The organism is Microbacterium sp. S1037, from assembly GCF_048381605.1.
Lineage (GTDB): Bacteria > Actinomycetota > Actinomycetes > Actinomycetales > Microbacteriaceae > Microbacterium > Microbacterium testaceum_B.
Window position 1 is genome coordinate 837,238 of sequence record NZ_JBLWIG010000002.1, and the last position, 18,848, is coordinate 856,085.

21 protein-coding genes are annotated in these 18,848 nt (G+C 69.6%); 13 read left to right on the plus strand and 8 right to left on the minus strand.

Annotated features, from left to right (window positions below):
* Positions 1 to 41: 41 nt before the first annotated feature.
* On the plus strand, positions 42 to 599 hold the full coding sequence (locus tag ACMW4R_RS14720; RefSeq protein WP_058598066.1) for a CGNR zinc finger domain-containing protein: 558 nt from the start codon (positions 42 to 44) through the stop codon (positions 597 to 599).
* Between the two features lie 119 nt (positions 600 to 718).
* Here ACMW4R_RS14720 and ACMW4R_RS14725 read toward each other — a convergent pair whose 3' ends face one another.
* Positions 719 to 1,597: an alpha/beta fold hydrolase gene (locus tag ACMW4R_RS14725; RefSeq protein ID WP_418300244.1), complete on the minus strand. Its 879-nt coding sequence runs from the start codon at positions 1,595 to 1,597 to the stop codon at positions 719 to 721.
* 245 nt (positions 1,598 to 1,842) lie between these two features.
* Between ACMW4R_RS14725 and ACMW4R_RS14730 the strand changes: the two genes are divergently transcribed.
* The 3 genes from ACMW4R_RS14730 (at position 1,843) to ACMW4R_RS14740 (ending at position 5,214) form a co-directional block, all read left to right on the plus strand.
* Positions 1,843 to 2,577, plus strand: a complete 735-nt coding sequence (locus ACMW4R_RS14730; protein ID WP_058598063.1) for an exonuclease domain-containing protein — start codon at positions 1,843 to 1,845, stop codon at positions 2,575 to 2,577.
* 68 nt (positions 2,578 to 2,645) lie between these two features.
* On the plus strand, positions 2,646 to 4,190 hold the full coding sequence (locus ACMW4R_RS14735) for a DUF222 domain-containing protein (RefSeq protein WP_418300245.1): 1,545 nt from the start codon (positions 2,646 to 2,648) through the stop codon (positions 4,188 to 4,190).
* Positions 4,191 to 4,398: 208 nt separating this feature from the next.
* On the plus strand, positions 4,399 to 5,214 hold the full coding sequence (locus ACMW4R_RS14740) for a carbon-nitrogen hydrolase family protein (RefSeq protein WP_418300246.1): 816 nt from the start codon (positions 4,399 to 4,401) through the stop codon (positions 5,212 to 5,214).
* A 71-nt stretch (positions 5,215 to 5,285) separates the two neighbouring features.
* Here the strand turns inward: ACMW4R_RS14740 and ACMW4R_RS14745 are convergent, their stop codons facing one another.
* A complete protein-coding gene (locus tag ACMW4R_RS14745) occupies positions 5,286 to 5,870 on the minus strand; it encodes an RBBP9/YdeN family alpha/beta hydrolase (RefSeq protein ID WP_418300247.1) in 585 nt (194 codons plus the stop codon).
* A 162-nt stretch (positions 5,871 to 6,032) separates the two neighbouring features.
* On the opposite strand from ACMW4R_RS14745, the gene ACMW4R_RS14750 reads away from it, so the two are divergent.
* Entirely contained in the window at positions 6,033 to 6,482 is a 450-nt protein-coding gene (locus tag ACMW4R_RS14750; RefSeq protein ID WP_418300248.1) for an Lrp/AsnC family transcriptional regulator, read from the plus strand.
* Positions 6,483 to 6,793: 311 nt separating this feature from the next.
* Here ACMW4R_RS14750 and ACMW4R_RS14755 read toward each other — a convergent pair whose 3' ends face one another.
* The 3 genes from ACMW4R_RS14755 to glgA form a co-directional block, all read right to left on the minus strand.
* Entirely contained in the window at positions 6,794 to 7,045 is a 252-nt protein-coding gene (locus ACMW4R_RS14755) for a type B 50S ribosomal protein L31 (RefSeq protein ID WP_013586710.1), read from the minus strand.
* A gap of 113 nt (positions 7,046 to 7,158) precedes the next feature.
* The gene (locus ACMW4R_RS14760) at positions 7,159 to 7,941 is read right to left on the minus strand and encodes an ABC transporter ATP-binding protein (protein ID WP_058598059.1); all 783 of its coding nucleotides are present in this window, start codon (positions 7,939 to 7,941) and stop codon (positions 7,159 to 7,161) included.
* A 78-nt stretch (positions 7,942 to 8,019) separates the two neighbouring features.
* The gene (glgA, locus tag ACMW4R_RS14765) at positions 8,020 to 9,210 is read right to left on the minus strand and encodes a glycogen synthase (protein ID WP_418300249.1); all 1,191 of its coding nucleotides are present in this window, start codon (positions 9,208 to 9,210) and stop codon (positions 8,020 to 8,022) included.
* A gap of 76 nt (positions 9,211 to 9,286) precedes the next feature.
* On the opposite strand from glgA, the gene glgC reads away from it, so the two are divergent.
* Positions 9,287 to 10,531: a glucose-1-phosphate adenylyltransferase gene (gene glgC, locus ACMW4R_RS14770; RefSeq protein WP_058598057.1), complete on the plus strand. Its 1,245-nt coding sequence runs from the start codon at positions 9,287 to 9,289 to the stop codon at positions 10,529 to 10,531.
* A gap of 120 nt (positions 10,532 to 10,651) precedes the next feature.
* Here glgC and ACMW4R_RS14775 read toward each other — a convergent pair whose 3' ends face one another.
* Positions 10,652 to 11,125 carry an S-ribosylhomocysteine lyase gene (locus ACMW4R_RS14775; RefSeq protein WP_058598056.1) on the minus strand — a complete coding sequence of 158 codons (474 nt, stop codon included), beginning with the start codon at positions 11,123 to 11,125 and terminating at the stop codon, positions 10,652 to 10,654.
* Positions 11,126 to 11,239: 114 nt separating this feature from the next.
* Between ACMW4R_RS14775 and serB the strand changes: the two genes are divergently transcribed.
* Both serB and ACMW4R_RS14785 read left to right on the plus strand, forming a co-directional pair.
* The gene (gene serB / locus ACMW4R_RS14780) at positions 11,240 to 11,881 is read left to right on the plus strand and encodes a phosphoserine phosphatase SerB (protein ID WP_418300250.1); all 642 of its coding nucleotides are present in this window, start codon (positions 11,240 to 11,242) and stop codon (positions 11,879 to 11,881) included.
* Positions 11,882 to 11,978: 97 nt separating this feature from the next.
* The gene (locus tag ACMW4R_RS14785) at positions 11,979 to 12,692 is read left to right on the plus strand and encodes an alpha/beta fold hydrolase (protein ID WP_418300251.1); all 714 of its coding nucleotides are present in this window, start codon (positions 11,979 to 11,981) and stop codon (positions 12,690 to 12,692) included.
* Positions 12,693 to 12,713: 21 nt separating this feature from the next.
* On the opposite strand, the gene fabG is transcribed toward ACMW4R_RS14785, so the two are convergent.
* On the minus strand, positions 12,714 to 13,424 hold the full coding sequence (fabG, locus tag ACMW4R_RS14790; RefSeq protein WP_058614611.1) for a 3-oxoacyl-ACP reductase FabG: 711 nt from the start codon (positions 13,422 to 13,424) through the stop codon (positions 12,714 to 12,716).
* A 182-nt stretch (positions 13,425 to 13,606) separates the two neighbouring features.
* Here fabG and ACMW4R_RS14795 point away from each other — a divergent pair, with 182 nt between their 5' ends.
* The 4 genes from ACMW4R_RS14795 to ACMW4R_RS14810 are packed head-to-tail and all read left to right on the plus strand — an operon-like array spanning position 13,607 to position 15,851.
* Positions 13,607 to 14,326 (plus strand): DUF4190 domain-containing protein, encoded by a 720-nt coding sequence (locus tag ACMW4R_RS14795; RefSeq protein ID WP_418300252.1) that lies wholly within the window; start codon positions 13,607 to 13,609, stop codon positions 14,324 to 14,326.
* A gap of 42 nt (positions 14,327 to 14,368) precedes the next feature.
* Positions 14,369 to 14,737, plus strand: a complete 369-nt coding sequence (locus ACMW4R_RS14800; protein ID WP_081317456.1) for a DUF3099 domain-containing protein — start codon at positions 14,369 to 14,371, stop codon at positions 14,735 to 14,737.
* Positions 14,734 to 14,955 carry a hypothetical protein gene (locus ACMW4R_RS14805; RefSeq protein WP_363338785.1) on the plus strand — a complete coding sequence of 74 codons (222 nt, stop codon included), beginning with the start codon at positions 14,734 to 14,736 and terminating at the stop codon, positions 14,953 to 14,955. Before ACMW4R_RS14800 ends, ACMW4R_RS14805 begins: the two co-directional genes overlap by 4 nt.
* 11 nt (positions 14,956 to 14,966) lie before the next feature.
* Complete coding sequence (locus tag ACMW4R_RS14810; protein WP_418300273.1) at positions 14,967 to 15,851, plus strand: SURF1 family protein; 885 nt, start codon at positions 14,967 to 14,969, stop codon at positions 15,849 to 15,851.
* Positions 15,852 to 15,969: 118 nt separating this feature from the next.
* Here the strand turns inward: ACMW4R_RS14810 and ACMW4R_RS14815 are convergent, their stop codons facing one another.
* Positions 15,970 to 17,568 (minus strand): ABC-F family ATP-binding cassette domain-containing protein, encoded by a 1,599-nt coding sequence (locus tag ACMW4R_RS14815; protein WP_058597740.1) that lies wholly within the window; start codon positions 17,566 to 17,568, stop codon positions 15,970 to 15,972.
* Positions 17,569 to 17,792: 224 nt separating this feature from the next.
* Between ACMW4R_RS14815 and ACMW4R_RS14820 the strand changes: the two genes are divergently transcribed.
* Positions 17,793 to 18,827, plus strand: coding sequence for an iron-siderophore ABC transporter substrate-binding protein (locus ACMW4R_RS14820; protein WP_058597739.1), 1,035 nt, complete (start codon positions 17,793 to 17,795; stop codon positions 18,825 to 18,827).
* The last annotated feature ends 21 nt before the right edge of the window (positions 18,828 to 18,848 follow it).

The following is an 18,848-nucleotide window of genomic DNA, read 5'->3' on the forward strand; positions in this document are numbered from 1 at the left end:
TACACTCGTGACAGTAGGACCTCCACATGTCAGGAGTCAACATGGTCTTCATCCGTGACACCGAACTGGTGCTGCGCGCGACCGTCGAGCTGGTCAACACCCTGCCCCAGACCGACGTGAGCGGGATCGACAGCCTGACCACGATGGCCGAGCTCGACGACTTCGCCGAGCGACACACCTACACCGGTTCGCGCGCGAGAGACGAGCACGAGCTCGCCGAGGTGCGCGGCATCCGTTCCCGCATCCAACAGCTCTGGAACGTCGACCGCGATGGCGCGGTCCCCCTCGTCAATGCGATGCTGCGCGACGGGCGGGCACTGCCGCAGCTCGTCCGGCACGACGAGTTCGACTGGCACATCCACGCGTCGGAGGCCTCGGACCATCTCGCCCAGCGCATGCTCGTCGAGACGGCGATGGCTTTCGTCGACGTCATCCGTGCCGACGAGTACGCACGCGTCCGCGTGTGCGACGCCGACGATTGCAACGGCGTCTATGTCGACTTCTCGAAGAACGGCTCGAAGCGCTATTGCGACGCCGGCAACTGCGGAAACCGCATGAATGTCAACGCCTACCGCAAGCGGAAGGCGGAGACGGCGTAGGGCTCTCGTCGGCGGAACCTCGCGCGATCCGGCGGGTCAGCCGACGCCGAGGAACTTCCTGATCGCGCGCGGAGACGGCGTAGAGCTCGCGTCGGGGGAACCTCGCGCGATCCGGCGGGTCAGCCGACGCCGAGGAACTTCCTGATCGCGGATGCCGCCGCCTCGGGCGTCTCGTAGTGGATGAGGTGGCCGACCTCGGGGATCTCGACCAACGCGGCGTCGGGGAAGAGCGTCGCGAGATGCCTCTCGGCCTCGATGGGCGTGATGTCGTCTTTCTCCGCCGCGATGAGCAGCGTCGGCTGCGCGATGCGCGGGGCGAACTCGCGCACGTCGTGCGACACGCTCGTGACGAAGGCCTCGTGCAGCACGTCGCGGTCGGCGAAGCGAGAGAAGTACTCGTCGTGCTGCTCGTGGACGAAGCGCCGCAGCGCGGGGTCTCGCGTCTTGGCCATCGCGTTGCTCATCACGCGCACGATGAGGCCGTTCCGCAGCAGCGCGTCGCCCACGGCGCGCGGCAGCTTCGCCCCCGCGAGGTAGTAGAAGACGGCGAGCCGGGTCAGGATGCCGCGCGGTCCCTCGAGCGCGGGCGCGCCGATCGGGTTGACCAGGATGAGCCTCGGCGTCGCGAGACCACCCGCGACGGCCGCCGATGACACGATCGAGCCGAACGAATGGCCGAGGACGACGGCCCCCGGAGCCACGGCGTCGACGAACGCGCGCAACCACGCGGCATAACCGTCGAGGTCGTGGGCACGCCCCCGCAGCGGCGGCGTCTCGCCGAAGCCGGGCAGATCGGGCGAGATCACGCGGATGCCAGGGAGGTGGGCGACCACCGGATCGAGCCCGTGATGCTCACCGCGGAACCCGTGCACCGCCACGATCGTGGTCTCGGCGGCGTCGTCACCGTAGACCCAGTACGCCGTCTCTCCCCCGAGCACCTGGACCGCACGGCGCTCGACCGGGATCGCGGCGAGGAGGTCGGCGTACGGGTTGGCCATGGCATCGAGTTTACGAGGGGGTTCCGACATCGCCCGTCCCGGCGGCGCAGTCCGTGTCCACAGCCGGGAGTGCCGGCATCCCCGATGCCAGCGGCGAGACAGCCCGCGTGCACGACTCGGGAGTTCCGACATCCCCGGCGCCGGCGGCGAGGCACTCCCCGTGCACAACCCGGAGTTCCTGGCATCCCTCCCCCATTCCTGCGCGCCTCGCGGGTCGTGTCGGACCCCCGCTCTACGGTGACCATATGACCCTGTGGCAGGCCGAGCCGCTCCCGCTGTTCCAGACCCCCGAGTGGACGCGCCTCGTCGGCGTCTTCGACCTCGAGACAACCGGCGTCGACGTCGAGAACGACCGCATCGTGACCGCGCACGTGGGCGTGCTTGACGCGGACGGCCACGTGGTCGACGCTCGAGATTGGCTGGCCGACCCTGGCGTCGAGATCCCCGACGGCGCGGCCGCCATCCACGGGATCACCACCGAGCGAGCGCGGGCCGACGGCGCCCCCGCACCGCGCGTCGTCGCCGAGGTCATCGAGGCGCTCAGCGCACTCTTCGCCGCCGGGATCCCGGTCGTCGCGTACAACGCGCCGTTCGACTTCTCGATGCTCAAGCACGAAGCCGTGCGGCACGGCGTCGCTCCCATCCACGCCCCCTCTCCCGTCATCGACCCCCTCGTCGTCGACAAGACCTACGACCGCTACCGACGCGGCAAGCGCACACTGTCGGTCGTGGCGGAGCATTACGCGGTGCCGTTGGAGTCGGCGCACGAAGCGTGTGCCGACGCGGTCGCCGCCGGCCGTCTCGCCCTGGCGCTCGCCGAACGCTTCGCTCCGTGGCTGCCTTCGACAGTCGAAGAATTGCACACGCGCCAGATCGCCTGGGCTCGCGCCCAAGCCGCGAGTCTCACCGAGTACTTCGTGAAGATCGGACGCCTGGATGCCACGGCTCCCCCGCTCGACGGGGCGTGGCCGATCCGCTGAGACGGCCGCGATTCTGCCCGAGATTCAGCGTCCCGGCCAATGTCGGAGGTCCCCGATAGCGTTTCGACATGGACGCCACCGCCCCACCCGCAGACCGGCCGTCGCCGGCGGTGCGGTCGTGCGACGGAGTCCCGTGGCCCGACGACGATGAGCTCGAGAACGAGGCGGCGTGGGCGCGTCTGCTCGATCTCGAGTCCTCGATTCCCGCCGAGGCGGCGGAACGTTTCGACGACGCCGACCTCGCGTTCCCCGGCGGCGCTGCCGCCCGCGCCGACGCCACATCTGCCGCGGTCTCAGACCTCGACGCGGTCCTGGGCCGCCTCGAACTGATCGCCACGGAGAGGCACCGCCTCGCAGCCGAAGAGGGTCGCATCATCGCCGCCGTCCTCCGCGATGCCGCCGCCGACCCGACGCCCTGGGTTGGCCACGACCCGACCCTCGACCTCGCCTGGAACGATCCGCGAGGGCGTACCGTCCACGCTGTCCGACGCGATCGCGTCGATCTCGCGCAGCGGGCCGCAGCCGCCGAGATGGCGGTGCGTCTGCGTGTGTCCGAGCAGACCATCCGGAGGCGCGCCACGCACGTCGACGCGCTGCAGGAGCGTTGTCCGCGGCTCTGGCAGCAGTTCGCCGACGGACGGACGTCCGAGCGTCACGCCGTCGAGACGGCCCGCCTGGCCACCTCGCTCCCCGAAGACGCCGCTGCCTGGACCGCCTTCGACGAGGGCGTCGCCGACACAGCGACGCGGCTGACCCCCACGAAGTTCGCCGTCTCCGCGCGCGTTCTCCGCGAACGTGTCCACGCCGAGTCAATTGACGCTCGCCACCGGCGCGCCGCACGTGATCGCGGTGTGTGGATGACACCCGAACTCGACGGCATGGCCTCCCTCAGCGCACTCCTGCCCGCCGACAGAGCGCGCAGCATCATGTCGCGCCTGGATCGCGCGGCTCGGCACCTTCACGCCGTGCCCGAAGAGGAGCGCACCTTGGCGCAGCTGCGGGCTGATGTCCTCGCGGATCTCGTCACCTCTCCCGCGCCCGACGTGCCGACCGCGACATCGTCCCTCACCCCGGCCGCGGGTCCCGACGAGCCGCCGACCCCACCCGCCACAGGGCGACACGGCCCCTCCGCACCCCCCACCTCCCCCACTGTCGTCGTCACCGTCCCCGCGCTGACCCTGCTCGGCGTCGACAGCGATCCGGCGACCCTCGAGGGCTACGGGCCCATCGACCTCGATACCGCGCGCCGCCTCGCCGGCGAAGCACGCTCATGGGTCCGCTTGCTCACACACCCCGTGTCGGGCGCTCCCCTCGTCCTGGATCGCCAGACCTATCGGGTTCCCGCCGCGCTTCGACGCTGGCTGGGGGTCACCTCACCCACCTGCATCTTCCCCGGATGCAACCGCACCGCTCGCGATTGCGACCTGGACCACCTCACCGCCTGGGCCGACGGCGGCACCACGGATGCCGACAATCTCGAGCCCGAATGTCGACATCACCATCGCCTCCGACACGAGACAGAGTGGACACCGACTCACGATCCGGTCTCGGGCGAACGCGCGTGGAGTTCTCCGCTGGGCCGCTCCTACGGCTTCGACCCACCCCCGTTCTGAGCGCGCGGCAGCCCTCGCTCGTGTCTCTCGAACGTCACGCGCGGCGGCCGTCTCTCGAGCACGCCGGCCCGCACCCCTCGACGGCATCCCCCGCACGTGCCGCGCGGCCGCCCGCGCGAGCGTCTCTCGCACGGGCTGGCCGCATCCGACAGAGGTGGCGAACTCCACGATGCGATCGTCCCCTGGCCCCGAATGCCAGACTGATCCCGTGACCTGCCGCATCGCCACCGTCCAGATGGAAGCCGTGCCCAGCGACATCGACGGAAACGTCGCGCGCATCGCACGCCTGATCGTGGCGGCGTCCGCGGGAGGAGCCGATCTCGTCCTCTTCCCCGAAGCGGCCGTCACGGGATACGACGACGGCGCCTTCGCCGGTCCTCTGCCCGACCTCGCCGACGATGAATGGTGGACTCCCCTGCAATCCGCGGTCGACCGCAGCGGCGTCACCGCCATCGTCAACACCGCGATGCAGCGGGACGGATGCCGCTTCCTCGGCGATGTGATCCTGAGCCCGGGGCGCACCCCGCTCGCCGCCTATGACAAGCAGCACCTGCACGACAGCGAGAGTTCCGTCTTCAGCCCGGGCGCGCACGGCGCCTTCTTCACCCTGAAAGGCCTTCAGTTCGCTCTCTCCGTCTGTTATGACGCGAACTTCCCGGAGCACGCCGCGGCGGCCGCGCGAGCCGGCGCGCACGCGTACCTCAACAGCGGCGCGTACTTCCCGGGCGGCGAGCACCGACGCGACCTCCACTACGCGGCGCGCGCCCTCGACAACGGCATGTACGTGGTCTTCAGCGGGCTCGTCGGCGAACCGCACGACTTCATCGGAGGCGCTGCCGTCTTCGATCCGCTCGGTCGACGCATCACCGTGGCCGGTGAGGGCGAGCACCTCGCGTTCGCCGACCTGGATGCGAACATCGTCGCCGACGCGCGCCGGCACCAGCGCATGTGGGCACAGCGTCGCGAGTCGCTCGGCAAGCATCGGCACGCGGGTTCGTTCGACACCGCGAGTGCTCAGCGCTGATCACCAGCATCTCTCCACGCGCGCGGTGCCGCCCACTCGAACCGCGCGCCGAGGTTCTCCCGGGCGCGCGCTCACTCGCCCATGAGGTCGTCGAGCACCGCCCTCCCCCAGTCCCACTCCCCGAGACCACTCGCCGCGTTCAGATGGCCGAGGTGGCCGGCGTTTCGGAAAGCGCTCCCCCATCCGGAGGCGAACCCTCGGGCGACCTCGACCGCGCAGTACGGATCATCGGAACTCGTCACAACCGTGCTTCGACACGTCAGCGGCCGAACGGCGAGGCCGGAGAAGCTCGGGGCGGCAGCGCGAGGAAAGGCCTCGCCGGCCGGATCCGGGGGCGCGACGAGCAGCATCCCTGCCACCGGCGCGCGTCGGGCGCGTTCATCACGCGCGAGCCACCCCTCGCGATCAACCCGCGCATCCCACTCGACCGCCGCCCAACACCCCAGGCTATGAGCCACGACGACGACCTCATCGCCTCGTCTCGCGAGATCGGTCACGCGTCGATCGACCGCGTCGACCCAATCGTCGAGGTCGGGCTCGTCCCACGACCGAGGAACCACTCGGGCGGCGTCATGGCCCCAACGCCGCTCCCAAAGCGTCTGCCAATGCTCCTCCCCGGAGCCTCCGATTCCGGGGACGATCACGTATGCGACCACCGATGACCACCTCTCTCACTCGCCAACCGTGTGACGACGCACTCCCCGAGCGATCGACTGCTCGAGACACGGAGCGCGCTCCGCCCACCCTGCGAGCATGATGGAGTCACTCGCCATGCGCATCCCGCGCAAGCGATGCATAAGAAATCGGAGTCGAACACGATGGAACCACTCGATGCGATCGACCGCCGCATTCTCGAACTCCTCCAGCATGACGGTCGGCTTTCGGGCGCGGAGGTGGGGCGGCGCGTCGGACTGTCCCAGCCGGCCGCCAGCGCGCGCATCCTCCGGCTCGAACGCGCGGGCGTCGTCGCGGGCTACCGTGCGGTGATCGACCCGGCCGCGGTCGGACTCGTCATCCACGCCGTCATCCGGTTGCGCACGACCCATGCGCAGCTCTCGTCGGCCCGCGAGCTCGCCGGACGCCTCCCCGAGGTCACGTCGATGGTCCGCGTGACGGGCGAGGACTGTCTCCTGTTCGATGTCCACTGCCCCGACGCCGCGCGGCTCGAGAAGGTGGTCGATGCGCTGGCGCGGTTCGGCCCGGTGACGACGTCGCTCGTCCTCAGCACCTATCCACCGAAGCCGCTGCTGCCCGCCCAGAACGCGTGACCGACGACCTTCAAGCGCGCATCCCTCTCGGAAGCGGCTGTTCCCCCTCCAGCGCGGGTCGAGCCCGCCGATGTCCACCCCGCACGGGCGACCGACGACCTTCGCGCGCGCATCCCTCTCGGAAGCAGCTGTTCCCCCTCGAGCGCGGGTCGAGCCCGCCGATGTCCACCCCGCACGGGTGATCGCCGACGTTCGCGTACACATCCCCCGCCCGGGCCGGCTCCACGCACGCATAGGTCGACAGCAGCCGCCCCGAAACCAAAAGCCCCCATCCCGAAGGATGAGGGCTTTTGGAGCGGAACCGCTGGGGATCAACGACCGCCGAAGTTCTTGAAGCGCTGGTTGAACTTCTCGACACGACCGGCCGAGTCCATGATGCGCTGCTTACCCGTGTAGAAGGGGTGCGAAGCCGACGAGATTTCCACGTCGATGACGGGGTACTCCACGCCGTCCAGCTCGATCGTCTTGTCGCTCGAGACGGTCGAACGGGTGAGGAACGTGTCGCCCGAACCGAGGTCGCGGAACACGACGGCCTTGTACGTGGGGTGGATGTCAGTCTTCATGGGAGGTCCTTTGAGAAGTGGTGCCCTGGATTCTGCCAGGACGTCAAAGTCTGCGGCGCCGATGGCACCAACGGGAGAGTCTACCAGGCCCGCGTCGAGATTCGCGCGCGGCGTCAGACCGCACGGGCGGCGTACCGCCCCGCCTCGTGCGTGAGAGTGATCTCGAGGCCGAACGTCTTCGACAGGTTCTCGGCCGTGAGGGCCTCACCGAGGGGCCCGGATGCCACGATCTCGCCGTCGCGGAGCAGAAGCACGTGCGTGAACCCGACGGGGATCTCCTCGACGTGGTGCGTCACCATCACCATGGCGGGCGTCGTGGGCGCCTGGGCGTACCCCGAGAGCAGCGCCAGCAGCTCTTCCCGGGCGCCGAGGTCGAGGCTGGCGGTGGGCTCGTCGAGCAGCAGCAGCTCGGGGTCGGTCATCACGGCCCGGGCGATCTGGACGCGCTTCTGCTCGCCGTCGCTCAGCGTGCCGAACGTGCGGTCCGCGAGGTGATCGAGACGCCACTCGGCGAGCACGCGCAGCGCGCGACGCTCATCGATGTCGTCGTACTGCTCGCGCCAGCGACCCGTCACCGAGTAGGCGGCGGTCAGCACGACGTCGAGCACCGTCTCCTCAGGGGGAACGCGACGCGCCATCGCCGACGATGCGAAGCCGATACGCGGGCGCAGTTCGAAGACGTCGGTACGACCGAGCTGCTCGCCGAGGATCGTCACCGTGCCCGACGTGGGGTGCAGGAGGGTGTCCGCGAGCTGCAGAACCGTCGTCTTCCCCGCGCCGTTGGGGCCGAGCACGACCCAGCGCTCGTCATCGGCGACGCTCCAGTCGAGATGGGACACGATGTCCCGCGTGTTCCGGCGGACGACGACGTCGGAGAACTCGAGAACCTGGGGCATGGATCTAGCCTAACGGCCCCGACCCGTGCGCCCGGATGCCACGCTGCCGGGCTGTGGACGAGCCGACTCCGGCGTCCCCTACTTCCCCGAGACCTCCGCGTACAGCGCCGCCGTCGTCTGCGCGATCGCCGCCCAGCTGAAGTCGTCGATGGCGCGCTGACGGCCGGCCTCGCCATAGGCGCGGGCCGTCTCGGCATCCGTCACCACCTCGGTGAGCACGCGGGCGAGATCGGCGACGAAACGTTCGGGGTCGACGGGCGTTCCGGTGCCGTCCTGCACCTGCTCGATCGGGACGAGTCGTCCCGTGACGCCGTCGACGACGACCTCCGGGATGCCACCGGTCGCCGTCCCCACGACCGCCGCGCTGCACGCCATCGCCTCGAGATTCACGATCCCCAGCGGCTCGTACACCGACGGGCAGACGAACGTCGTCGCGGCGGTGAGGATCGCGCAGAGCTCGTTGCGCGGGAGCAGACGGTCGATCCAGACGACACCATCACGCGTCGCCTGAAGCCCGCGGACGAGCTCCTCGACCTCGGTCATGATCTGAGGCGTGTCGGGCGCCCCCGCGCACAGGATCAGCTGCACGTCAGCCGGCAACAGCTCCGCCGCGCGGAGCAGGTAAGGGAGCCCCTTCTGGCGGGTGATGCGACCGACGAAAACCACCGACGGCCGCGACGGGTCGATGCCCACGGACGCGAGGAAGGCGTCGTCCGACACCGGATGCCACGCCTCGGTGTCGATCCCGTTGTAGATCACGCGCACCTTGGCGGGATCCAGCGACGGGTAGCTGCGCAGGATGTCGTCGCGCATCCCCGAGCTCACCGCGACGACCGCCGCAGCGCCCTCGTAGGCGGTCTTCTCGATGTAGCTCGACACGGCGTAGCCGCCGCCGAGCTGCTCCGCCTTCCAGGGCCGTAGCGGCTCGAGGCTGTGGGCGGTGACGACGTGCGGGATGCCGTGGAGGAGGGATGCCAGATGCCCGGCGAAGTTCGCGTACCAGGTGTGCGAGTGCACGACGTCCGCGCCGGCGACGTCGGAGACGATCTCGAGATCGGTGCCCAGTGTCTGAATCGCCCCGTTCGCGGAGGCCAGCTCAGTGGGCACGCCGTACGACGTCGTGTCGGCTTCGTCGCGCGTCGCACCGAAGGCGCGGACCTGCACCTCGGTGCCCTCGGCGCGCAGCGCCTTGACCAGTTCGGTCGCGTGGACGCCGGCTCCCCCGTAGATCTCCGGCGGGTATTCCTTGGTCACGATGTCGACGCGCATGAGACGAACCGTAGTACAGCGAAAGGCGCGCCGCGCACGTGTATCCGCATCCGCATCCGACCCCTAGTGTGGTGCCATGCCTGCAGCGCCGAAGGTCTTCGGAATCATCCTCGCCGGCGGCGAGGGAAAGCGTCTCATGCCCCTCACGGCCGACCGCGCGAAACCCGCCGTCCCGTTCGGGGGGCAATATCGCCTCATCGACTTCGCCATCTCGAACCTCATCAATTCGGGACTGCGTCAGCTCGTCGTGCTCACGCAGTACAAGTCGCACAGCCTCGACCGACACATCTCCCAGACGTGGCGTATGTCCCCCATGCTCGGCGCGTACGTGGCATCCGTCCCCGCCCAACAGCGGCTCGGAAAGCGATGGTTCTCCGGCTCCGCCGACGCGATCCTGCAGTCGATGAACCTCATCCGCGACGAGAAGCCCGACATCGTCGTGGTCATCGGCGCCGACCACGTGTACCGCATGGACTTCAAGCAGATGCTCGATGCCCACATCGCCTCGGACGCGCGCGCGACCGTCGCCGGCATCCGGCAGCCGATCTCGCTCGCGAATCAGTTCGGGGTCATCGACACCGAGCCGACCGATCCGACGAAGATCCGCGCGTTCCTCGAGAAGCCGCAGAACCCCGAGGGTCTGGCCGATGCGCCCCACGAGGTGCTCGCCTCGATGGGCAACTACATCTTCGACGCGGACGCCCTCGTCGAAGCGGTCACGCACGACGGCGAGCTGCCGACCTCGGCGCACGACATGGGCGGCGACATCGTCCCCTACTTCGTCGACCGGGGCGAAGCGGCCGTCTACGACTTCCAGCGCAACGACGTGCCCGGGTCCACGCCGCGCGACCGGTCGTACTGGCGCGACGTGGGAACGATTGAGTCGTTCTACGACGCGCACATGGACCTGATCTCGACCCTGCCCGTGTTCAACCTCTACAACAACGACTGGCCGATCTACTCGCAGACGTTCAACGCCCCGCCGGCGAAGTTCGTGCGCGACTCGGTCGGACGCATCGGCAACGCGATCGACTCCATCGTCTCGCTCGGTTCGGTGCTGTCGGGGACCCATCTCGAACGCAGCGTCGTCGGCCCGTGGGCCCTCGCGGGCGGCGGATCGACCATCACCGACTCGGTGCTGTTCGACAGCGTCCAGGTGGGTGCGGGAGCCCGGATCCACCGCGCGATCCTCGACAAGAACGTCGTCCTCGAACCCGGGGCCACGATCGGCGTCGACCGCGAGCGCGACATCGCGCGCGGCTTCACCGTCACCGAGACGGGAATCACCGTCGTCGGGAAGGACGTTCACGTCCACGCGTGACGGAAGACAGAAGGGGCGGCGACCGTGACGGTCGCAGCCCCTTCTTGTCTTCCGGTCTGTCATACGCCGACGCGCTGGAACGCGTCGTGCGAGATCAGCAGCGTCAGACAGCGAACCTGCTCACACGCCGACGCGCTGGAACGCGTCGTGCGAGATCCCCTTGTCCAGCACGACCTTCGACCACTCGCGGGCGCTGTGCAGGCTGTGGTCGCGGTAGTTGCCGCAGCTGAAGGCGTCGGTTCCGGGGACGTCTTCCCATGTGACGTCCTCGGCGATCGCGCGCAGGGAATCCGTGATGGCGTCCACGAGCATGGGGATCTCGGGCTCGCCCCACATGATCACGTGGAATCCGGTGCGGCACCCGAAGGGCGAGATGTCGATCAGTCCGTCGATGCGGTCGCGCACGAGGCTGGCGAGAAGATGCTCGATCGTGTGCAGACCGGCGGTGGGGATCTCTCCCTCGTTGGGCTGCACGAGGCGCAGATCGAAGTTCGTGATGACGTCGCCGCGCGGACCCGTCTCGGTGCCGATCCGGCGCACGTAAGGGGCCAGCACGGCGGTGTGGTCCAGGGTGAAGCTCTCGACGTCGGCCATGGGTGTGGTCCCTTCAATGGAGTCGGCGGTACCCGAAAAGCCTACGCGCGGAGGGCCGGCGCGAGGCTTCGCGTGACGCCGCGCGACGGCACGCGACCCGCTAGCGTGGATCGCGTGCCAGTGCCCGCCCGTTTCCTCGTCGTGCTCGACGCCGACTCCACCCTGATCCGCAACGAGGTCATCGAACTGCTCGCCGACGAAGCGGGTCGAGGACCGGAGGTCGCCGCCGCCACGGAGGCCGCGATGCGCGGCGAGGTCGACTTCGCGACCAGCCTGCGTTCCCGGGTGGAAGCCCTCACCGGGGTGTCCACCGAGGCCTTCGCCCGCGCGATCGCCCGCATCGAACCGACGCCCGGGGTGCGCGACCTCGTTGCCGCCGTGCACGATCGCGGCGGCGTCGTGGGCGTCGTGTCGGGCGGGTTCCACGAGGTCCTCGACACCGTCGCGCCCGACCTCGGCGTCGATGTCTGGCGTGCCAACCGGCTCGTCGCCGTCGACGACGTTCTCACCGGAGAGGTCGACGGAGAGATCGTGGATGCCACGGCCAAGGCCGACACCCTCCGCTCGTGGGCCGCGGAGCACGGCGTGCCGCTCTCGGCGACGTTCGCGATCGGCGACGGCGCCAACGACCTGGAGATGATGGCGGTCGCCGGCCTCGGCCTCGCGTTCAATGCCAAGCCCGCGGTGCGCGAGCGGGCAGATCTCGTGATCGGCCCGGTCGACCTGTCCCAGGTGGTCGCGCTGCTCCCTCGCTGAAAGCCCGTGACCCCATCGAGGGGTTCCCGAGCCTGTCGAGGGGAGCGCTGACGCCCCCACCCTCGCCGATGTCGGAGCCCGGCTCTACCCTCGAGGCATGAAGGTCGTTCTCGTCCCCGGTCTCTGGCTCACGGCGTCCTCGTGGGACGCGGTCGTCCCCACCCTGCTCGCCGCCGGGCATCGTCCCGAACCGCTGAGCATGCCGGGCATCGGCATTCCCGCGGCCGGCTCCGCACAAGTGGGCATCGCGGACTGGATCGCCGAGGTCGTCCGCGTCATCGACCGCGACGACGAGCCCGTCGTGCTGGTGGGTCATTCCGGCGGAGCCAACGTCGTCTGGGGCGCCGCCGACGCGCGACCCGATCGTGTCGCGCGGGTCGTCTTCGTCGACGCCGTTCCTCCCCTCGACGGATCGGGCATCTGGGAGTTCCCGATCGTCGACGGTGTGGTGCCGTTCCCCGGGTGGGACTCCTTCGACGAGGAGGAGGTCGCCGACCTCGACGCGCCCACGCGTCAACGGGTCGAGGAGCAGGTCACCTGGATTCCCGCACGGATCCCCACCGATCCGATCTCGCTGAGCGACGACCGCCGCCACGGCGTCCCGATCACAGTCATCACGTGCCTCATGCCGTCCGTCGATGTGCGGCGCACGATCGACGCCGGGGCACCGTGGGTCGCCGAACTCGCCGCGGCCGACGAGGTCGAGATCATCGACCTTCCCGGCGGGCACTGGCCGCAGTTCGCACAGCCCGAGGCGCTCGGGAAGGCGCTCGTCGCCTCGATCCGATCGGAGCCGGTCGCCGAGAACTGAGCGTTCGTCTCGTGGTGGCGCTCAGTGCCCCATGCCGAGGCCGCCGTCGACCGGGATCACGGCACCCGAGATGTACGCGGCGTCGTCGCCCGCGAGCCAGGTGACGACGCCCGCGACCTCATCGGGCGAGGCGAATCGCCCCGCGGGGATGTTCTTCTTGTACTCGGCCTGCGTGTCGGCGGGAAGTTCGGCCGTCATGTCGGTCTCGATGAAGCCCGGAGCGACCACGTTGGCGGTGATCCCGCGGCCGCCGAGCTCGCGGGTGAGCGAGCGCGCGAATCCGACCAGGGCGCTCTTCGACGCGGCGTAGTTGATCTGACCCGCCGAACCGTAGAGGCCGACGACGCTCGAGATGAGGATGACGCGGCCCCAGCGCGCCTTGAGCATGCCCTTCGACGCACGCTTGACGACGCGGAACGCGCCGCCGAGGTTGGTGTTCACCACGCTGTCGAAGTCGTCCTCGCTCATGCGCAGCAGCAGGGTGTCCTTCGTGACGCCGGCGTTGGCCACGACGACCGCGATCGGGCCGAGCTCGGCCTCGACCTGGGTGAACGCGGCGTCGACCGCGGCGGCGTCCGTCACGTCCGCGCGGACGGTCAGCGTGCCCTCGGGGCCTTCGCCCGAGCGTGCCGTCACGGCGACGCGCCACCCTTCGGCGACGAACCGCTCGGCGATGGCGCGCCCGATGCCGCGGTTTCCTCCGGTGACGACGACGACGCGGTCCTGCGACATGTGAACTCCTGCGATACGGCGGAACGGAACCGGCCCAGCCTATCCGCGCTCACGGTGAGCAAATGGCCTCGCACTGTCCTGCAGGAGGGCCGTAGAACGTCCGCACGAGGTTTGACACGACCCTCACGGCGCTGGAAGCCTGGAGCGGAGCGGGCAGACCACCGCTCGAGAAGAGGACCGCCGTGAGCGACAACAGCACCCACGACCCGAACACCGGCGACTCGGGCGCGACGTCGGGAACCGACGCTCCCTCCACCCCCGAGGCCTCCCCCAGCACGACCAGCACGGACACGCCTCAGCCGGATGCATCGAGCACCGGCGCCGCGGACGCGGAAGCCTCCGCGGCGGGCACCTACACCGCGCCGCCGCCCCCTCCCGCCTACGGCGCTCCCACACCCGGCGACGCCGCTCCCGCCCCCGGCGAGACACCCGCGCCCCCCGCATACCCGGCGCCCGCGACCGACGCCGCTCCCGCGTCCGGTTCGACCGGTTACAGCGCCCCGGCGGCCGACGCCGCTCCCGCCTACGGCGCGACCCCCTACGGAGCCCAAGGATACCCGGCTCCCGCGTATGGCACTGCGACATACGGCGCACAGGGCTACTCCGGCTACGGCACCCAGGGGTACGGCTCGTACGCGGCGGCCGCGCGGACGAACGTCCTCGCGATCATCTCGCTCGTGGCATCCATCGCCGGTTTCGTCATGCTGCCGTTCGTCGGTCCGCTCGTCGGCGTCATCACCGGACACATCGGACTCGCTCAGATCAAGCGCAGCGGCGAGAAGGGGCGCGGTCTCGCCCTCACGGGCGTGATCCTCGGCTGGGTGAACATCGCCCTGATCGCGATCTTCATCGTCTTCATCATCATCGTGGCGGTCTCGACCAGCTCGAGCTACCGCTACTGAACGGTCCGCACCGTCCCCGATCGGGCGTACCCTGGGGGGACCGTGAAGACATCGCCCCGCGCCCAATCCGCGACGTCTCTCCCGCAGGCTCCGCGGGAAGACGCCGGCTCCCGTTTCACCAAGTACATGGTGATGATGGGGATCCGCATCGCGTGCTTCGTGCTCATGGCCGTCGTCCACCCCTACGGGTGGTACACCTTCGTCTTCGCCGCCGGAGCGATCTTCCTCCCCTACCTCGCCGTGATCGTGGCGAACGTGGGCGCCGACGTGGGTGCACGCACGGCCGAGGCGCCCGAGCGGTCTCTCGAGGCGTCCGCCCCGGCTGCCCCGACGCCGGCGCCGGCCGGCCCCACCGTGATCCGCATCGCCGAGACGCCGCGACTCGACGCCCCTCGCGACGACCGCTCGTGACCGTCGAGGCCGCGGAGTGCTCGCGAGCCGGATGCCGCGACGCGGCCGTGTGGGCGATCCTCTGGCGCAACCCACGCATTCACACCGCCGACCGCCGCAAGACGTGGGTGGCGTGCGAAGCGCACGTGTCGTATCTCCGCGAGTTCTTGAGCGCCCGCGACTTCCCCGTTCAGGTGCAGGCTCTGCCGGCGGGGGCCCGAGCAGGTGAGGGCTCGTGAGCGCACGCGAGATGCCTACGGGAGCACGCTGGGCGATGTACGTCGGCATCGCCGTGCTCTTCGCCATCGCGTGCGCGTACCTGTCGAACTGGCAGTTCTCGCGCAACGCCGAACGCAGCGAGCAGCTGCAGCTCGTCACCGACAACTACGACGCGACACCGGTCGCGCTGGGCGACCTGCTCGCTCCCGGCGCCGACCTGACGCCCTCCGACGAATGGAGGCCGGTGCGGCTCGAGGGCCAGTACCTGGCCGACGAGCAGCTGCTCGTGCGCAACCGCGCGCACAACGGCTCCGCCGCCTACGAGCAGCTCGTGCCGTTCCGCCTCACCGACGGCCGTGTCTTCCTCATCGACCGCGGCTGGCTCCCGCCGGGCAACAGCCAGTCGTTGCCCGACGACATCCCCGCTCCCCCCTCAGGCACCGTGACCGTCGAGGCGCGGTTGCGTCCCGGCGAGGCCGCGCCGACCTCGGGACGCACCGCTGAGGCCGGTCAGGTGCCGACGATCAACCTCGGCCTCGTCGCCGAGCAGACGGGGCCCATCGAGCCCGGCGCCTACGGACTGCTCATGTCGGAGGACCCGGCTCCCGCCGACGCCCCGTTGCCCGTCGACCCGCCGAGCGACGACCCCGGGCCGTACCTGTCGTACGCGATCCAGTGGATCCTGTTCGCCCTCATGGGCTTCGGCTTCATCACCTACGTGATCGTCAGCGAGCGCAAGCTCCGCCGCGAAGAAGCCGACGCCGACGACGACGACGAGCTCGCACCGGTCGCGCCGCCCGTGAGCGAGAGCACCGAACCCCGCCGCCGCGTGGACCCGGTCGCCCTGCACCGCGCGCGCAAGCGCCCGAAGGATCGCGACGCCGACGACGAGGACGCGCTTCTCGACGCACGCTGAACGGAAGCGTATGCCGGAGTCCTGGCATCCGCGATTCGAGTGAGGCCTGAGGCCGGCGCGACCCGGGCCGGCGTGATCGAGGCGAGCGTGATCATGCCGGCGCACCACGCTGGCCCGATCAGGCCAGCGTGATCAGATCCGCGTAGTCGCGACCCCAGATGTCCTCGACGCCGTCCGGGAGGATCAGCACGCGCTCGGGATTCAGCGCCTCGACGGCGCCCTCGTCGTGCGAGACGAGGACGACGGCGCCCTCGTAATGCGCGAGCGCGCCGAGGATCTCTTCGCGCGAGGCGGGGTCGAGGTTGTTCGTCGGTTCGTCGAGCAACAGCATGTTCGCCGACGAGACCACGAGCGTCGCGAGCGACAGGCGCGTCTTCTCACCGCCCGAGAGAACGCCGGCCGGCTTGAGCACGTCATCGCCGACGAACAGGAACGATCCGAGGACCTTCCGCGCCTCGGTGGCGGTGATGTGCGGGGCCGACGACATCATGTTCTCGAGCACCGAGCGGTTGACGTCGAGGTTCTCGTGCTCCTGCGCGTAGTAGCCGATCTTGAGGCCGTGGCCGGGCTCGAGCTGGCCCGTGTCGGGCTGGTCGACGCCGGCGAGGATGCGCAGCAGCGTCGTCTTTCCCGCACCGTTGAGCCCGAGGATGACCACGCGCGATCCGCGGTCGATGGCGAGGTCGACGTCGGTGAAGATCTCGAGCGACCCGTACGACTTCGACAGGCCCGAGGCCATGAGCGGTGTCTTGCCGCACGGCGCGGGCTTGGGGAAGCGCAGCTTCGCGACCCGCTCGTCCTGCCGGACATCGTCGAGGCCCGACAGCATCTTCTCGGCGCGCGCGACCATCTGGTGCGCGGCGGCGGCCTTCGACGCCTTCGCCCCGAAGCGCGCGGCCTGCAGCTGCAGAGCGGTCGCCTTCTTCTCGACGTTGGCGCGCTCCTTCTTGCGGCGCTCCTCGTCAGCCACCCGCTGGCGCAGGTAGTTCTTCCAGTTCATGTTGTAGACGTCGATGACCTGGCGGTTGGCATCCAGGTAGAAGACGCGGTTCACCGTCTCGCCCACGAGCTCGACGTCGTGCGAGATCACGATGAGGCCGCCCTTGTAGCCCTTCAAGAACTCGCGCAGCCACACGACGCTGTCCGCGTCGAGGTGGTTGGTCGGCTCGTCGAGGATCATCGTCTGCGCGTCCGAGAAGAGGATGCGCGCGAGCTCGATGCGGCGACGCTGACCACCGGAGAGGGTCTTCAGCGGCTGGTCGAGGATGCGGTCGGGCAGCGAGAGGTTGTGGGCGATGGATGCCGCCTCGGCTTCGGCCGCGTACCCGCCCGCGGCCTCGAACTGCTCGGTGAGCCGGGCGTACTTCTTCATCGCCTTCGCCGCGACGGCCGGGTCGTCGTCGCCCATCGCCATCGACGCCTCGTGCATGCCGAGGGCGAGCGAGCCGAGCCCGCGCGCGTCGAGGATGCGCGTGCGCGCGAGCATCTCGGGGTCACCCGAGCGGGGGTCCTGAGGGAGGTAACCGAGCTCGCCCGAGCGGTCGACGCCGCCGTTCGACGGCAGCAGATCGCCCGCAAGCACCTTCGTCAGCGTGGTCTTTCCCGCACCGTTGCGCCCCACGAGGCCGATCTTGTCGCCGTCGGAGACGCGGAACGATACGTCGGACATGAGCACGCGGGCACCCACGCGGATCTCGAGGTCGTGCACGGCAAGCACAGCGAACGTCCGTTCTTCGGGGTCGGGGATCGGCCAGAGAAAGGCCAGCCACCCAGTATACGGCCGGGTCGCCGAACGTCCCCCGACAACGAGCGGGGTCACCCCGAGCCTCGATACCTCACCGTCGAGACGATCGCCCGCGGTTTCGGCTTCCGGGTTTGCGTTCTCCCCCGAGACCTGACCTAAACTAAGCCTATCCTTACCTAACACGCAGGAGGCTCTTCGTGTCCCGATTCCGCGCTCTGGCGGCTCTCGCCGTCGGTTCCGCTCTCGTCCTCTCCGGCTGCGCCGGCACCTCAGCCGCCCCCGGCGCCTCGGAGGGATCCACCGAGGCGGACGGCGCCTTCCCCGTGACACTCAGCAACGTGTTCGGCGAGACGACCATCACCGCCAAGCCCGAGCGGGTCGTCACCGTCGACTGGGGCAACCAGGACGTCGCTCTGGCGCTCGGTGTCGTCCCCGTCGCCATGCCGAAGGTGACCTACGCGGACGAGGACGGCGACGGCCTGCTGCCCTGGACGAAGGACAAGCTCGCCGAGCTCGGCGCGGAGACCCCCGTGCTCATGGACGAGACCAACGGCTACGACTACGAGGCCATCGCCGACGCGCAGCCCGATGTCATCCTCGCCGCGTACTCCGGCATGACGCAGGAGCAGTACGACACGCTCAGCAAGATCGCACCGGTCGTGACCTTCCAGAACGTCGCGTGGGGCACCACCTGGCAGGACATGACCGTCCTCGACGGCACCGCACTCGGCCTGAAGGACGAGGCCGAGGCACTCGTCGCCGACAAGGAGAAGCACATCACCGACGAAGCGGCGAAGTACCCCGCCATCGCCGGCAAGAAGTCGCTCCTCACGTACTACGACCCGACCAACCTGTCGACGCTCGGCTTCTACAACACGCTGGACCCGCGCATGGGCTACCTCGAGGAGCTCGGGCTCGCGCCGTCCTCGTACGTCGCCTCGCAGTCGGCGGCATCGGACACCTTCTGGTTCACCCCCTCCACCGAGCAGATCGAGAACTTCGCCGACGTCCAGGTGATGGTGGCCTACGGAGCCGACGGCATGATCGCCGCGATGCAGGCCGACCCGCTGCTGTCGAAGATCCCGGCCGTGGCGAACGGCGCGATCGCTGTGATCGAGAGCGGCTCGACCCTCTCGTCGGCCATCACCCCGACGCCGCTCAACATCGGCACGAGCTACGGCGACGAGTACATCGGCCTCGTCGGTGCCGCGGCGGAGAAGGCCGCGTCCTGATGCGGACCCCTCGCGCGTCGG

What these genes read in the sequence shown, in the direction of transcription:
- fabG (WP_058614611.1), bottom strand. Translation starts at nt 13,424, where the DNA reads ATGTCGCAGGACCGCGTCGTCGTCGTCACCGGAGGAAACCGCGGCATC.
- ACMW4R_RS14725 (WP_418300244.1), bottom strand. Translation starts at nt 1,597, where the DNA reads ATGGCCAACCCGTACGCCGACCTCCTCGCCGCGATCCCGGTCGAGCGC.
- ACMW4R_RS14755 (WP_013586710.1), bottom strand. Translation starts at nt 7,045, where the DNA reads ATGAAGACTGACATCCACCCCACGTACAAGGCCGTCGTGTTCCGCGAC.
- ACMW4R_RS14775 (WP_058598056.1), bottom strand. Translation starts at nt 11,125, where the DNA reads ATGGCCGACGTCGAGAGCTTCACCCTGGACCACACCGCCGTGCTGGCC.
- glgA (WP_418300249.1), bottom strand. Translation starts at nt 9,210, where the DNA reads ATGCGCGTCGACATCGTGACCAAGGAATACCCGCCGGAGATCTACGGG.
- ACMW4R_RS14735 (WP_418300245.1), top strand. Translation starts at nt 2,646, where the DNA reads ATGGACGCCACCGCCCCACCCGCAGACCGGCCGTCGCCGGCGGTGCGG.
- ACMW4R_RS14785 (WP_418300251.1), top strand. Translation starts at nt 11,979, where the DNA reads ATGAAGGTCGTTCTCGTCCCCGGTCTCTGGCTCACGGCGTCCTCGTGG.
- glgC (WP_058598057.1), top strand. Translation starts at nt 9,287, where the DNA reads ATGCCTGCAGCGCCGAAGGTCTTCGGAATCATCCTCGCCGGCGGCGAG.
- ACMW4R_RS14720 (WP_058598066.1), top strand. Translation starts at nt 42, where the DNA reads ATGGTCTTCATCCGTGACACCGAACTGGTGCTGCGCGCGACCGTCGAG.
- ACMW4R_RS14750 (WP_418300248.1), top strand. Translation starts at nt 6,033, where the DNA reads ATGGAACCACTCGATGCGATCGACCGCCGCATTCTCGAACTCCTCCAG.
- ACMW4R_RS14730 (WP_058598063.1), top strand. Translation starts at nt 1,843, where the DNA reads ATGACCCTGTGGCAGGCCGAGCCGCTCCCGCTGTTCCAGACCCCCGAG.
- ACMW4R_RS14810 (WP_418300273.1), top strand. Translation starts at nt 14,967, where the DNA reads ATGCCTACGGGAGCACGCTGGGCGATGTACGTCGGCATCGCCGTGCTC.
- ACMW4R_RS14760 (WP_058598059.1), bottom strand. Translation starts at nt 7,941, where the DNA reads ATGCCCCAGGTTCTCGAGTTCTCCGACGTCGTCGTCCGCCGGAACACG.